This window comes from Parapedobacter indicus, assembly GCF_900113765.1.
Lineage (GTDB): Bacteria > Bacteroidota > Bacteroidia > Sphingobacteriales > Sphingobacteriaceae > Parapedobacter > Parapedobacter indicus.
Map to the genome: position 1 here is coordinate 108,701 of NZ_FOQO01000012.1, position 13,925 is coordinate 122,625.

14 protein-coding genes are annotated in these 13,925 nt (G+C 49.6%); 8 read left to right on the top strand and 6 right to left on the bottom strand.

All coding sequences use genetic code 11. From position 1 onward, the window contains the following. Nucleotides 1–49: 49 nt before the first annotated feature. Entirely contained in the window at nt 50–820 is a 771-nt protein-coding gene (locus BMZ56_RS21540; protein ID WP_090630691.1) for a biotin--[acetyl-CoA-carboxylase] ligase, read from the bottom strand. A 51-nt stretch (nt 821–871) separates the two neighbouring features. On the opposite strand from BMZ56_RS21540, the gene rsfS reads away from it, so the two are divergent. The 8 genes from rsfS (at nt 872) to BMZ56_RS21580 (ending at nt 10,877) form a co-directional block, all read left to right on the top strand. Continuing rightward, nucleotides 872–1,246, top strand: coding sequence for a ribosome silencing factor (gene rsfS / locus BMZ56_RS21545; RefSeq protein ID WP_090630694.1), 375 nt, complete (start codon nt 872–874; stop codon nt 1,244–1,246). Nucleotides 1,247–1,280: 34 nt separating this feature from the next. Then, nucleotides 1,281–3,368: an ATP-dependent zinc metalloprotease FtsH gene (gene ftsH, locus BMZ56_RS21550; RefSeq protein ID WP_090630697.1), complete on the top strand. Its 2,088-nt coding sequence runs from the start codon at nt 1,281–1,283 to the stop codon at nt 3,366–3,368. A gap of 12 nt (nt 3,369–3,380) precedes the next feature. After that, nucleotides 3,381–4,037, top strand: a complete 657-nt coding sequence (locus BMZ56_RS21555) for a LutC/YkgG family protein (RefSeq protein WP_090630700.1) — start codon at nt 3,381–3,383, stop codon at nt 4,035–4,037. A 44-nt stretch (nt 4,038–4,081) separates the two neighbouring features. Further along, nucleotides 4,082–5,161, top strand: a complete 1,080-nt coding sequence (locus tag BMZ56_RS21560; RefSeq protein ID WP_104443731.1) for a PA0069 family radical SAM protein — start codon at nt 4,082–4,084, stop codon at nt 5,159–5,161. Nucleotides 5,162–5,214: 53 nt separating this feature from the next. Then, entirely contained in the window at nt 5,215–5,838 is a 624-nt protein-coding gene (locus tag BMZ56_RS21565; RefSeq protein ID WP_090630703.1) for a rhomboid family intramembrane serine protease, read from the top strand. A 181-nt stretch (nt 5,839–6,019) separates the two neighbouring features. Beyond that, nucleotides 6,020–7,687: a sodium/sugar symporter gene (locus BMZ56_RS21570; protein ID WP_090630706.1), complete on the top strand. Its 1,668-nt coding sequence runs from the start codon at nt 6,020–6,022 to the stop codon at nt 7,685–7,687. Between the two features lie 33 nt (nt 7,688–7,720). Beyond that, nucleotides 7,721–8,398 carry a tRNA (guanosine(37)-N1)-methyltransferase TrmD gene (gene trmD / locus BMZ56_RS21575; protein ID WP_090630708.1) on the top strand — a complete coding sequence of 226 codons (678 nt, stop codon included), beginning with the start codon at nt 7,721–7,723 and terminating at the stop codon, nt 8,396–8,398. A gap of 16 nt (nt 8,399–8,414) precedes the next feature. Then, on the top strand, nt 8,415–10,877 hold the full coding sequence (locus tag BMZ56_RS21580) for a DUF5686 and carboxypeptidase regulatory-like domain-containing protein (protein ID WP_090630711.1): 2,463 nt from the start codon (nt 8,415–8,417) through the stop codon (nt 10,875–10,877). Between the two features lie 2 nt (nt 10,878–10,879). Here the strand turns inward: BMZ56_RS21580 and BMZ56_RS21585 are convergent, their stop codons facing one another. The 5 genes from BMZ56_RS21585 to BMZ56_RS21605 all read right to left on the bottom strand — a co-directional run bounded on the left by BMZ56_RS21585 (nt 10,880) and on the right by BMZ56_RS21605 (nt 13,774). Next, nucleotides 10,880–11,302 (bottom strand): PIN domain-containing protein, encoded by a 423-nt coding sequence (locus tag BMZ56_RS21585; protein WP_090630712.1) that lies wholly within the window; start codon nt 11,300–11,302, stop codon nt 10,880–10,882. 15 nt (nt 11,303–11,317) lie between these two features. Beyond that, entirely contained in the window at nt 11,318–11,539 is a 222-nt protein-coding gene (locus tag BMZ56_RS21590) for a hypothetical protein (RefSeq protein WP_090630715.1), read from the bottom strand. 55 nt (nt 11,540–11,594) lie between these two features. Further along, nucleotides 11,595–12,227 (bottom strand): GTP cyclohydrolase I FolE, encoded by a 633-nt coding sequence (gene folE, locus BMZ56_RS21595; RefSeq protein WP_090630982.1) that lies wholly within the window; start codon nt 12,225–12,227, stop codon nt 11,595–11,597. 24 nt (nt 12,228–12,251) lie between these two features. Beyond that, a complete protein-coding gene (locus BMZ56_RS21600) occupies nt 12,252–12,665 on the bottom strand; it encodes a 6-pyruvoyl trahydropterin synthase family protein (RefSeq protein ID WP_090630718.1) in 414 nt (137 codons plus the stop codon). Between the two features lie 179 nt (nt 12,666–12,844). After that, nucleotides 12,845–13,774 carry an Rpn family recombination-promoting nuclease/putative transposase gene (locus BMZ56_RS21605; RefSeq protein ID WP_090630720.1) on the bottom strand — a complete coding sequence of 310 codons (930 nt, stop codon included), beginning with the start codon at nt 13,772–13,774 and terminating at the stop codon, nt 12,845–12,847. Nucleotides 13,775–13,925 lie beyond the last annotated feature (151 nt).

Consider the following 13,925-nt stretch of genomic DNA (forward strand, 5'->3'; position numbering starts at 1 on the left):
ATCCCATGAGCTTGTCAGGTGTTTGGCCTGCAAAGTTAAGCAATTTCGCTCAAATGACAAAGGCGATTTCCTTGATATCAAAATCAACCGTATGATGATTGAAATCAACCTGCAGCCGCCCGGTTTCCGTTACTCCGCTCAATACACCGTTTACACGCACGCCATCTACAAGGAACGGATGCAACTCACCCAACCGGTAGAGGTGTTGCGTATAAAATGCCAGTTGGGCATCATATGTTCCGTTTTTCAGCCCCTGGTAGCTTCGCTCAACGTACCGGCAAAGATCGGTCATTAATTCAGTCAGATCGCAATCTGTATGTAAAATTTGTTTGACGGAAGCCGTGTGCGCACCGATCGCAGGGGAGAACTCGGTCTGATTCACGTTGATGCCAATCCCGACAACGGCCGATTTCCAGATTTTCCCTTGGAGGATATTTTCAATGAGTATACCGCCGATTTTCCGGTCGCCGACATACATGTCGTTGGGCCATTTTATCGTTACAGGTGTTTGAAGCAACGATTCCAACCATTGGGCCAATGCGACGCTGATGGCGACCGTTAGGCGGAATTGATGCTTGGGATCCAGGAAGGAAGGCATAAGGAGAAGGCTGAACGTGAGGTTTTTGCCGGGCTCACTTTGCCACGCGGTTCCCTGCTGACCCCTGCCGGCATACTGCTCAACTGCCATTATTACAGTGCCTTCACGAAGTGGCGTGGATTTTGACAGTTCATCTTTTAGGTATTCATTGGTAGAAGGTACCCGCTGTAATGTAATAACATTTCGACCATCAAATAATCCCGAAAATGTGTTACTTTGCAATACGAAATAAAGTTAAAGGGGTAATAGTGCCCAAAACTATAATTATTTTTAATGATAAAAAACAAAAAATCAGTCTTATCAGCCCGTTTATCGGAGGTAGTGATCCACGGTATGCAAGAGAAGAAGGGGAATGAGATTGTGCGGCTTGATTTGAGGAACATCCGTAGTTCGGTTTCTGATTATTTTGTAATTTGCCACGCAGATTCGGCTACACAAGTCAATGCGCTGGCCAGAAGTGTCGAAGAAGAAGTGTTTAAAGCACTGAACCAGGAGCCCTGGCGTAAAGAAGGGCTTGAACATGGAGAATGGATATTGCTTGACTTTGTAGACGTGGTCGTACACATTTTCAAGACCGACAAACGAAAATTTTACGGCATAGAAGACCTTTGGGGCGATGCAGAATTAGAATATTATCAAAGTGCGTAATATAAGTGAGCGTAAACAAAAGAGAAGAACAGGTATGCCTAACGGACCCAATAAAATAAAAAGAGTACCCAACAAAAAAGTGACACCCAAGCCACCACGATTCAACATTATGTGGCTGTGGGTGGCGATGATTTTTGGCTTTTTTGCGCTGCAATACATGTTCAGTGACGACAAAGCCAAGCAGATCACCTACCAGGAGTTTGAGGAGAAAATGCTGAAACCGGGTGATGTAGAGCGTCTGATCGCCTACAAACGGAATGAGTTGTTTTTTGTCGAAGTATTTATCAAAAAAGATCGGCTTTCCGATCCAAAATATAAGGATGTACAGCCCAACTCGAACGGACTGACGCTTACACCGTCGTCGGGCCCCCAATATTTCTTTACGGATGGCTCCTACGATGCGCTGGAACGTAAGCTGAGTGAAGCGCAGCAGGATGTGGAGGCGAGTGAACAGGTCTCGCTGCGGTTGGAAGACCGTACCAATGCGTGGACGGGCTGGATTTTTTCCATCATGTTGCCGCTGGTGCTGATTATCGTATTCTGGATTTTTATCATGCGGCGCATGGGCGGTGGTGGTGCGGGCCCCGGCGGACAGATTTTCAATATCGGCAAGTCTAAAGCCACCTTGTTTGACAAAGAGTCACAAGTGGCCATTACCTTCAGCGATGTGGCCGGCCTGGAAGAAGCGAAACAGGAAGTGATGGAAATCGTGGATTTCCTCAAAAATCCGAAGAAGTACACCAATCTGGGCGGTAAAATCCCCAAAGGGGCGCTTTTGGTGGGATCGCCGGGAACCGGTAAGACGCTGTTGGCAAAAGCTGTTGCAGGCGAGGCGCAGGTACCCTTTTTCTCGCTGTCGGGATCGGATTTCGTGGAGATGTTTGTGGGTGTGGGCGCATCGCGCGTGCGCGATCTGTTCCGCCAGGCGAAAGACAAAGCACCGTGTATCATCTTCATCGATGAGATCGATGCAATCGGGCGTGCCCGGGGTAAAAACAGCGTGATGGGCGGTAATGACGAGCGGGAAAATACACTGAACCAGTTGTTGGTCGAAATGGACGGCTTTGGCACCGACTCGGGGATTATTATTATGGCAGCCACCAATAGGCCCGACGTGCTGGATTCGGCACTCTTGCGGCCTGGACGGTTCGACCGGCAGATATCCATCGATAAACCGGATTTGGTAGGGCGCGAGCAGATTTTCAAAGTGCACCTCAAGCCTTTGAAGCTGGCGGCTGAGGTAGATGCCAAAAAGTTGTCGGCACAAACACCGGGCTTTGCCGGCGCCGAAATTGCCAACGTGTGTAACGAGGCAGCCCTGATTGCTGCCCGGCGCAATAAAGCTTCCATTGACATGCAGGATTTCCAGGATGCAATCGATCGGGTAATCGGCGGACTGGAAAAGAAGAACAAAATCATCTCACCCGAGGAAAAACGAATCGTGGCTTTCCACGAAGCAGGCCACGCCATTGCCGGCTGGTTTCTGGAACATGCAGACCCCTTGGTGAAGGTGTCTATCGTGCCCCGGGGAGTGGCTGCATTGGGCTACGCCCAATACCTGCCCAAAGAACAGTTTTTGTACACCACCGAGCAATTGGTCGATGGAATGTGCATGACCATGGGCGGGCGCGTGGCTGAAGATATCACCTTCGGTAAAATCTCCACGGGCGCTCAGAACGACCTGGAACGTATTACAAAATTGGCGTATGCCATGGTCGCTGTATACGGCATGAACCCGAAAGTGGGAAATATTTCATTCAACGACAGTCAGGAAAACCAATTCCAACGGCCGTATTCCGAAAAAACAGCCGAATTGATCGATGAGGAAGTCCGTGGATTGATTGCAGACATTTACGAAAAAACCAGGAAATTGCTGCTCGACAAACAGGATGGTCTCATTGCACTGGCCGAGAAACTGCTCGAAAGGGAAATCCTTTTCCAGGCAGACTTGGAAGAGATCCTCGGCAAACGTCCGTTTGATCACCGCACCACCTATGACGAGTTTGTAAACGGAGAGGGTGATGGCGATCAGCGTAAGGCCGCAGAAGGATTGGTGCACGACGGCGTAGGGGACAACTCCGGTACATTTGATAATAAATCGTCAGAAGAGGATACGCAGTAGACCGCTGCATCGATGCAAAAGAATGTAAAAAATACGACGGCCAAGGAGCAGATGCTGAAAAAAATACGGCATGCCCTGCTCCAAAAGCGGGAGCATCCGTATCCGAATTTCGAGGAAACGGCCCTCCACGTTCGCGAGACTGATCCGATGGACATTCTTTTTGCACAGCGGTTAACAGCCGTTGCCGGCAAATTCGTCTATTGCGAAGATGAAGTGAGTTGCATTGAGAATCTCCTTTCCCTCGCCGAGCAGGAGAAGCTTCGGAAAATGTACGCCTGGGAGCCTGCCGTCCAGCAGTTGCTTGACAGGTATGAATTTCCATTTTTTCGCACGGAAAAGGATTTTATGGAGGCCGAAGCCGGAATCACCACCTGCGAAGCGCTAATTGCACGCTCTGGCAGTATTTTGGTAAGCAACGGCAACGCAGGGGGGCGTCGATTAACGATTTATCCCAGTATTCACGTGGTGATCGCGTACACCTCACAGTTGGTGATGGATATTAAAGATGGTTTGTCCCTCATGCAACACAAATATGGAGAAGCGTTGCCCTCGCTGATCAGTGTCGTCACCGGGCCCAGTCGCACGGCAGATATTGAAAAAACCCTGGTATTGGGAGCACATGGCCCCAAAGAGCTGTATGTGTTTCTGCTTGAAGACCGGATAAGCTAAATTTCGCGGCGAACAATTACTAATTTATTTAGTAACTTTGCTGTATGGATACCATACAGAATTCCGACTATTTCAAAGGGCGTGGTGCGCAGGTCAATACACACAATAAATTTGCGGCCCAACGGTATGTAGCGGAACACATCGAAGGACTTGATGAAGAATTTTTGGAAGACTCAAACACCCAACTCATCGAAGAGCATCCCAAAAAGATTATCAGTGCCAACGACAGTCCCGATCTTCCCATGGGGTATTCGCTCAATCCGTATCAGGGATGCGAGCATGGCTGTATCTATTGCTACGCACGCAATGCGCATGAATATTGGGGGTACAGCGCCGGACTGGATTTTGAGCGAAAAATCATTGTCAAGCGGAATGCCGCGGAAGTATTAGAACGGCAATTCAACGCCAAAAACTATCAGCCTCAAGTGATTATGCTGTCGGGAAATACCGATTGTTATCAGCCCATCGAACGGAAACTGAAAATTACGCGGGCGGTATTGGAGGTGATGCTGAAATACCGGCATCCGGTGTCCATTATCAGCAAAAATGGCCTGATCCTGCGCGACCTTGACATCCTGCGCGAAATGGCTGGGCTCGGGCTCGTACAGGTTGCCATCTCGCTCAACTCGCTGAACGAAGAGCTGCGCCAGAAAATGGAACCGCGCACGATTACTGCCAAGGGCAGACTGAAGGTAATTCAAGCCCTTAGCGGAGCCGGGATCCCTGTTATGATCATGTGCGCACCCATCGTGCCAGGCCTTAACAGCGATGAGATGCCCGAGGTTATTAAAGCCGCTGCCGAGCACGGCGCCCGGGGAGCGGGCTATACCATCGTCCGCTTAAATGGCGCAATCGGCGAGCTGTTTACCGACTGGGTGCATAAGGCGTATCCCGACAGGGCGGAGAAGGTGTTGCATAGCATTGAGGCCTGCCATGGAGGGAAACTAAACGATAGCCGATGGGGCACCAGGATGCGCGGTGAGGGCGAACTGGCGTCGAGCATCCGGCAGCTGTTCAAGGTGAGCGTCAAACGGTATATGCCATCCACACCGATGCCCGATCTGCGGCTCGATTTATTTGCACCGCAGCGCGGCAGGCAGCTGAATTTGTTTTCCGCTGGCTAAGCTGTCTCGCATGTCCGATATTTTTTCTTACTTTCGGCACAAGATTACCCAACATGAGAGAATATTTGATCAATACGCCCGTGGCGAGCATTATTTTTGCCTTTACCATCGTCACCAGCATTTATACGTTTTCAAACCCCCACCTTTTCGAAAAGTTTATGCTGCACCCTTATCGGGTAAGCAGGGGCCAGCGGCTGTATACCTTGCTCACCAGTGGACTGATTCACCGCGACTGGGGGCACTTGTTATTCAACATGCTCACCTTCTATTTTTTTGGTTTTGCACTTGAATCCTTCTTCGTAAGCCTGAGTACATGGGGGCATCTCCAATTTGCGTTGCTCTATGTACTTGGTTTGGTGCTGAGTGACGTGCGTACCGTGTTCAAAGAACGCAGCAATCCGCACTACTACAGCTTGGGGGCGTCGGGAGCCATCAGCGCAGTATTGTTCAGCTTTATCCTCTTCCAGCCGAAGACCATGCTGGGCATTTTCTTTGTCATTCCCATGCCGGCCTGGTTGTTTGCCATCCTTTATTTGGGATATTGCGTATGGGCATCGAAAAATGCCCGCGATAGCATCAACCACGATGCGCATTTCTACGGTGCCGTCTTTGGAATTGTGATGACAATTCTTTTCTATCCATGGGTCATTCAGCATTTTATCGGCCAGTTTACATAGGGATACTTAGTTACGTAAGGGATGCTTAGTGTGTTCGAAACACTAATTTAAGTTGCTTATAATAAGATTTTTACATTTATTGCGGCAAGAAATTTCCGTAAATGTGATCCTGTCACATTGCGATTGTTCCGATTAATATTTACATTAGCCAACTTTATAAACTTATAGCAACAGCAGGCAAATGAAGACCTTGGCACCATCGGATTATATCGTTTTCTTATGTTATTTTATCATTATCGCAGGCTATGGCCTTTGGATTTACTACCGTAAGAAAACCAAGGAACTAAATACCAAGGACTATTTTCTGGCCGAGGGTTCGCTAACCTGGTGGGCTATCGGGGCATCGCTGATCGCCTCGAACATTTCGGCAGAGCAGTTTATCGGCATGAGCGGCGACGGGTTCAAGCTGGGCCTGGCCATTGCAGCCTACGAGTGGCTGGCAGCGGCTACGCTGATTATTGTAGCGGTGTTTTTCATTCCGGTGTACCTGAAGAATAAGATTTACACCATGCCCCAGTTTCTTAACCAGCGCTATAATGGCACGGTAAGTACCATCATGGCGGTATTCTGGCTGTTGCTGTATGTTGTGGTTAATCTCACCTCCATTCTTTACCTGGGGGCATTGGCGGTTTCGGCCATTTCAGATATTAACTTCACGGTGTGCATGTATGGGCTTGCGATCTTTGCCATTTTCATCGCCTTGGGAGGCATGAAGGTGATTGGGTATACAGACGTAATCCAGGTGCTGGTGCTGATTCTCGGCGGACTGGCCACGACGTATCTGGCACTCAACATGGTGTCTGAGCATTTCGGAACAACAGGCGTACTTAATGGATTGGGATTGTTGCACGAAAAGGCGCCCTCGCACTTCGACATGATTTTTGATAAGACGCAGGAACATTACATTAGTTTGCCGGGGCTCTCCATCCTCATTGGCGGCATGTGGATCGTCAACCTCAACTACTGGGGGTGCAATCAGTATATCACCCAACGAGCGCTGGGGGCTGACCTCAAAACCGCCCGGAACGGGATTCTCTTTGCGTCGTTCCTGAAAATGATGATGCCCGTTATCGTGGTACTGCCGGGTATCGCCGCTTATGTATTGTATCAGGAAGGGTTCTTTCAGGCCGAGATGCTGGAGGGCGATGTAGTACGTCCGGATAAAGCGTATCCGGTGCTGCTCAACCTACTTCCCGTGGGGCTGAAAGGATTGGCTTTTGCCGCATTGACGGCGGCGGTAGTGGCGTCGCTGGCTGGAAAGTCCAACAGTATTGCGACGATTTTTACGCTCGATATCTATAAGAAAATATTCAACAAAGAAGCCTCCGAGCGTCAGTTGGTCAATATCGGCAAAATCACCATTGTGGTTACGATGATCCTGGCTGTCTTCATAGCACCGCATCTAGGCATTGAGAAAGGTGGGTTCCAGTATATTCAGGAATATACCGGATTCGTATCTCCCGGTATCTTTGCCATGTTTATTCTCGGGTTCTTCTGGAAGAAATCCACATCCAATGCGGCACTGTTTGCAACGGTTGGTGGTTTTGCCCTGTCGGTCCTGCTGAAGTTTCTGCCCGAGTGGACGGATTTATCCGGATTATATTCCATCGGATTTGCCGTGCCCAATGCGGCAGGCATCTACGAAATTCCCTTCATCGATCGCATGGGTATTGTGTTTCTGTTCTGTATCTTGGGGATGTACATCATCAGTGTCATCGAAAACAAACGCGGTGTAGTGCCCAACGGGCTCGAAGTGGACCGCGGCATGTTTAAGGTGCACCCCGGGTTCCTAGCAGGTACGATCATCATCGTTGGGTTGCTCGTAGCGATCTATGCGATTTTCTGGTAGGAAGTAAATTTCGATGTTTCTATCTTTGCCCTCATGCGGTTTGATATCATCACAGTACTGCCGGGCCTGTTAGAAAGTCCTTTTGCGCATTCCATTTTGCAGCGCGCCCAAAAAAAAGGAGTATGCGAAATTGTGGTACACAACTTGCGCGACTACGCCAATAACAAGCATAAAAGCGTAGACGATTATCCCTATGGCGGCGGAAGTGGCATGGTGATGCAGATCGAGCCGTTTGCGGCGTGCATCGAGCAGCTGCAGGAAGCCCGGAAATACGATGAAGTCATTTTCATGACCCCCGACGGTACTACACTCAACCAAACAATTGCCAATAACCTTTCCACCAAGGGAAACCTCATGGTGCTCTGCGGACATTACAAAGGAATTGACCAGCGCATTCGCGATGTCTTTGTAACGAGAGAGCTTTCAATAGGCGATTACGTATTGTCGGGTGGCGAATTGCCCGCTGCGGTGTTGGTTGATGCAGTGGTCCGGCTGGTTCCCGGCGTGCTGTCTGACGAGACATCTGCGCTGTCCGATTCGTTTCAGGGAGGCTTGCTGGACGCTCCGGTGTATACACGGCCGGCCGACTGGCGGGGAAACAAAGTGCCTGATGTGCTGCTGAGCGGCAACGAGGGTGCCATTCATGCATGGCGCGATGAACAGGCCCTTGCCCGTACCAAAGAACGTCGGCCGGATCTTCTTGACGAGTAAATAAAATAAGGTGGGGATGCTCAGATCCGTTTTTACACTTGTTCTTTTTGTGGTTTCGCTGTCGGCCCATACGCAGTCTTACCAAGTGAGCGGACAGGTAACGGACGAACAGGGGAATCCGGTGCCCTTTGCGAGTATCTATAAGCAGCAAACCGGGGTGGGTACCGCTGCTAACAGCGAGGGCGTGTTCAAGCTCCGGCTGCCAGCGGGCAATCATGCCCTGCTCATCCGGGCGGTTGGATACCGGCAAGCCGCCCGACAGGTGGTGTTGGATCGAGACACCACCATCTCCGTCACCCTGCATGCCGAGGCGTATATGTTGGATGAAGTGGTGATCGGCCAGGGCGAGGATCCCGCTTATGCAATCATCCGTCAGGCCATCCGGTTGCGTAAACAACACCTGTATGAAGCCAGCCCCTACACCGCCCATGTGTACATCAAAGGGGTGCAGCGGTTGTTGCAGGCACCGGAGAAGTTTTTGGGCATCGATCTCAATGAAATCGGTCAGGAAATCGGGCTGGATTCCAACCGTACGGGCATCGTTTACCTCTCCGAATCCGAATCTCGCATCACGGTTAGCCCACCCGATGACTTTCGCGAAGAAATGATCAGTTCGAAGTTCTCGGGCAATAGCCGGGCTTTTAGCTTCAACCGCGCGGCAGACCTCAAACTTAACTTCTATGAAAACCATCAGCCCATCGTGGATGGGCTCAGTGCGCGACCCTTTGTATCACCGATAGCCGACAATGCATTAAGCTACTATCGCTACCGGCTCTTAGGTACAGCGGAGGAAAACGGATTGACCATCCACAAGATCGAGGTTACTCCCCGCCGTAAGGCCGAGCCGCTTTATCGGGGGAATCTGTACATCATCGAAGACCAGTGGCGGATCTATGGACTCAACCTGCAGCTTACCAAAGAGGCAGGTATCAATATTCTTGATACGCTGCATATCCGCCAAGAATACATTCCGCTCGAAGGGGGGCAATGGCAACCGTCGAGCATCCGCTTCGACTTTGCAGGCGGACTGCTCGGCTTCCGGGTGGGTGGTTATTTTGCGGCTGTATACAACGACTATGTGCTGAGCTCCGCGTTGGAAAAAGCGAAATTCAATGAAGTGCTGCGCATTGGAGAAGGTGTCAACAAGCGGGATTCCGTATATTGGGCCGAGCACCGTCCGCTGCCGCTTACCGAAGAAGAACGGATAGATTATATCCGAAAGGATAGCCTGCAGCGGCGACGCGAGTCGAAAGCGTACCTGGATTCGGTGGACCGACGATCCAACCGGTTCAAGCCTCAAGGTTTTCTATTAGGAGGCTATACCTACCGCAACCGTGCGCGGCGCTGGCGGATTTCGACGGACGGGCTGGCCACGTCCGTGCTTTTCAACACCGTGGAAGGCCTTGCACTCAATTACGGTGCTCGGTATGTCAAGCGGGTGGATACCCTTCTTGACCGTGAGGTTACCGTGTATGGAAATGCGCGTTATGGTTTTGCGAACAAGCGATTCAACGGGTACCTGGGCACGGCATTTCCATTGGGAAAAAGTCTTTTCAATGTATCCGGCGGTAGCAACGTACAAGACCTAAACAATCGAGGCGCGCTGCCGCCGCTTTTCAACACGATCAGCACCGCCTTCGTTGGACGCAATTACCTGAAGTTGTACGAGCGTACGTTTGCAACGGTGAATTGGAGGTATACCCTGCCCGCCAATGTGCAGTTGACGGCATCGGCCACCTGGGAAAACCGTCGCTGGCTACCCAATAGCACGCGCTATACGTTTTGGGAGCGAAATGAGCCTCACTTAACTTCGAACAACCCCTTTGCTCCCCACAACGATGTTCCCCTATTCGACGAAAACCAGTCGTTTAAACTAAGTGTCGGTGCGCTATATGATTTCGGTACCAAGTACGAAACCTATCCCCATCGCCGTGTATACCTTCCATCCAACTGGCCCACCTTGTCGGTAAATTATACAAAGGGAATCGCGGAGGTCTTCGGCGGAGATACGGACTATGATCTGGTGGCGGCGCGGCTGCACAAAACAGAAATCGGGTTGGGGATGTATGGCCGCGCCTCATTCGACATTCGCGGGGGTACATTTTTGAATAGCAAGCGATTGTATTATACCGATTACCGGCACTTCAAGGGAACACAGCTGTTCGTGTCTGATCAGCAGCTCAGCACCTTTCTGCTATTGGACTACTACCGATACAGTACCGCAGGAAGTTTTGTGGAGGCACACGGCGAATATAACCTATCTACCCTGCTCACTAGCAAAGTCCCGCTGCTCCGCCGGCTTAAGTTGCAGGAAATTATCGGTGTTCACTACCTGCATACATCTGAGATAGCACACTACGGAGAGGGCCATGTTGGACTTGAATGGCAGCGGCTGCGCGTGATGTATGCGCGCTCATTCGGCGCTGAGGCGGATCTGCGTGCGAAAGATGCCATCCGGATCGGATTGAGGTTATTTTAGCCTCAAAAATTACTCAAAAAGTCCTCGAATAGCATCACTTTCCTAAATCCCTTTTTACGTAATCCGGTCGTTAAAACCCTGTCTCTCGTGAGTAAGACAAGATCAAGTTCCAATGCCAAAGAAACATAACTGACATCTTTAATGTCAATATTGTGTGTAAGCTGGACGGCTTTTCGAAGAGCTTCCTTACTTACAATTAGATTAGGCAAAATAGTCAGATTACTGTACACAAAAATAGCGAAGTTGCGAAACTCGATATCATTCAAGCGGCTTTTCTCAAAGATTAGAGGTTTGTACTTTTCAATTTCCTCTAACGAGAATTCGCTGGTATAAAACTCATATAGGGATAACAGAGGCCTGTATGCTGCTTTCCCGCTTATGAGCATACTGATGATGATATTGGCATCAATGACAAAGCGGGTCATTGGGTTAGGTTTTAATTAAAGCTGATATTTGTGAGATTGTGATTTCCAAGCTTCCTCGCGAGCAATTTTCCATTGTTCGTCATTTTCCAAATCCACTTCCTTTAAATCCCTCAGCAATTCCTGAGATGACATTTTTAAAATCATCTGTACAAGGTGTTTGTTGATGTATTCTTCGATCCTGTGATATCCCAGAGCTCTTACGACCTGATCATCCAATTGTACTTTAAATTCTGTCATAGCAATAAGCGTTAGCACAAATTTACAAAAAGGATTTCAAAAATCTAGAAACCCGCTAATCCAGCGACGCGGTAATGAGTCTCAAAAATTCGTTGCGTGTACGTTCGTGGGCAAACTCTCCGGTAAAGGCCGATGTGGTCGTTACGGAATTCTGCTTTTGCACACCACGCATACACATGCAAAGGTGTTTGCATTCGATCACTACCGCTACCCCGACGGGGTTCAATGTGTTTTGTATACAATCGCGTATTTCATTGGTAAGCCGCTCTTGTACCTGCAATCGACGGGCGAAGATGTCAATCACACGCGGTATTTTGCTGAGCCCCACGATATGCCCGTTGGGAATGTAGGCCACGTGTGCTTTCCCAAAAAAGGGCAGCATGTGGTGCTCGCACATCGAGTATACTTCGATGTCTTTTACGACGACCATCTGGCTGTACTCTTCTTCAAACATCGCGCCGCGCAAAATGGCGGCGGCGTCTAGGTCGTAACCATGCGTCAGGTATTGCAGCGCTTTGGCTACCCGCTCGGGCGTTTTCAGCAATCCCTGACGGGAAGGGTCCTCTCCCAATAACTCAAGGATCTCCGTATAATGGCTGGCAATCCGAGCTATCTTTTCGGGGTTGTAACGGTCTATTTTTACATATCCGTCAATCTCTTCTTCATTGAGTGGAAAGTTAGTTTCCATAATCATATCTATTTATAGCCGGCGTCAGTCGCCGAAATATTCCACAGAGTTGTTTTCAGTTTCAACCAGCCTGACCGAGTGCAAGAACGCCTGGTGAGCTTCTACATGAGGTTTCAGTTGATGGAAGATTTCAATTGCCAATACTTCCGTGGAGGCCATCTTGCCTTGCATGAAATCCACATCCAGATTGACATTCCGGTGATCAAGTTTGTCAATCACATACGTGGTGATGATTTTTTTCAGTTCTTTCAAATCGATGACAAATCCCGTCTCCGGATTGACTTCTCCCTTTACGGTAACAAATAGTTCGTAATTGTGGCCATGCCAGTTGGGATTGGAACATTTACCGAAAACCGCCTCATTCTGTTCCAACGTCCACCCTTCGCGGTATAGTTTATGCGCCGCGTTAAATCGTTCGCGCCGTGTAAGGTATATCATAGTGCGCAAAGATACGTTAATTTGGTGATTTGCGAATCCGCGGAGTTGCAAATTTGCGCTTGCCGCGGGATGCACGACGGAACTGTAACGCTCGCTTCGCTCACGCCACTAGGTTCCTTTCGTGCATTCCTGCGGCATTGGGATTGTCGTTTTTATTGTTGGGTTTCGTTTATTAAATATTAAAGCCCTTCGACTACGTCTAGTGAGAGGTTGAATTTTTCGACGATCTGCTGGTTAGTCAGCACCCCCATCTCTTTGATGGACCGTGCTGTAGCGAGTTTCTCCGCTTCCGCCTGAGCTCGTTCCTTTTCAAGCAGCTTCGCCGTTTTGGCACGCTCTTGCTCCAGCGCTTTTTCCACGGCCCGTTCCTCAGCTAGGGACACCGCGTTGTCCCAGTCCCACTTAGCTTGTATGCTTGCATTGTATGCCATCAGTTCCTCCGTTGTTAAGTTGGCAATCTCCGCAATGTTGAATATCCGCCCGAACACCTTCTTCCTCATGAATGCCGGCAACTGGTCGGCTCCGTGCAGGTGCTTGAACAGCCAGAACCACTGGTCCATGTCCGTGCGGATTTCTTCATCCTTTTTAACAAAGTTAACCAACTCTGGGAATATATACTTCAATTTATGGTAAAAAACCTTTCCGGTATCCCGATCGGTCAGCTCTACACGGCGGATGTAGTGTTCCCGTTCGGCGGGATCCATGTGGAAATCGAGGATGCCGATGAAATAGACTTCCGGCAGCTCTGTGTCGCGGTAATCGTCGCCCTGTGCGTAGTGGTTGCTGATGATCCGTGAAGTACTGAATACCGTTCGGTCACGGAAATTGCGGTGAGCTACCCGCTGCATTTCGATCAGGAAGATTTCGCCGTTATCACCGATGCATTTCAGATCGAAGATGATACGCCGCTGTTCACTGTTGCCGCCCAGTTCTTCCGTGGGCAGGTACACAAGATGTCGGATGCGTTTTTCGCCGTCGAGTAGGTCATTGAGTAGTTCGATGAGGTTCCGTTTGTTGGATTCTCCCGAGAAGATCCGTTTGAAGGACCAATCGGTCAGAATGTCGATGTACCTCCCTCCCGGGAGCAGTTCAGGCAGTGGTCTTTCCATGGTATAGATTAGTTATGTTAAAGTCAAAGATAAGTATAAAGCCCTATAAAGGCTAATTTATTTAGCTAAATGTCTGACGATTCTTGATGAAGCGCCGAAAACCGAGGCCGTATAATAGGGGAAAATTATAGCTGCCGTTGCAAGGCACGAA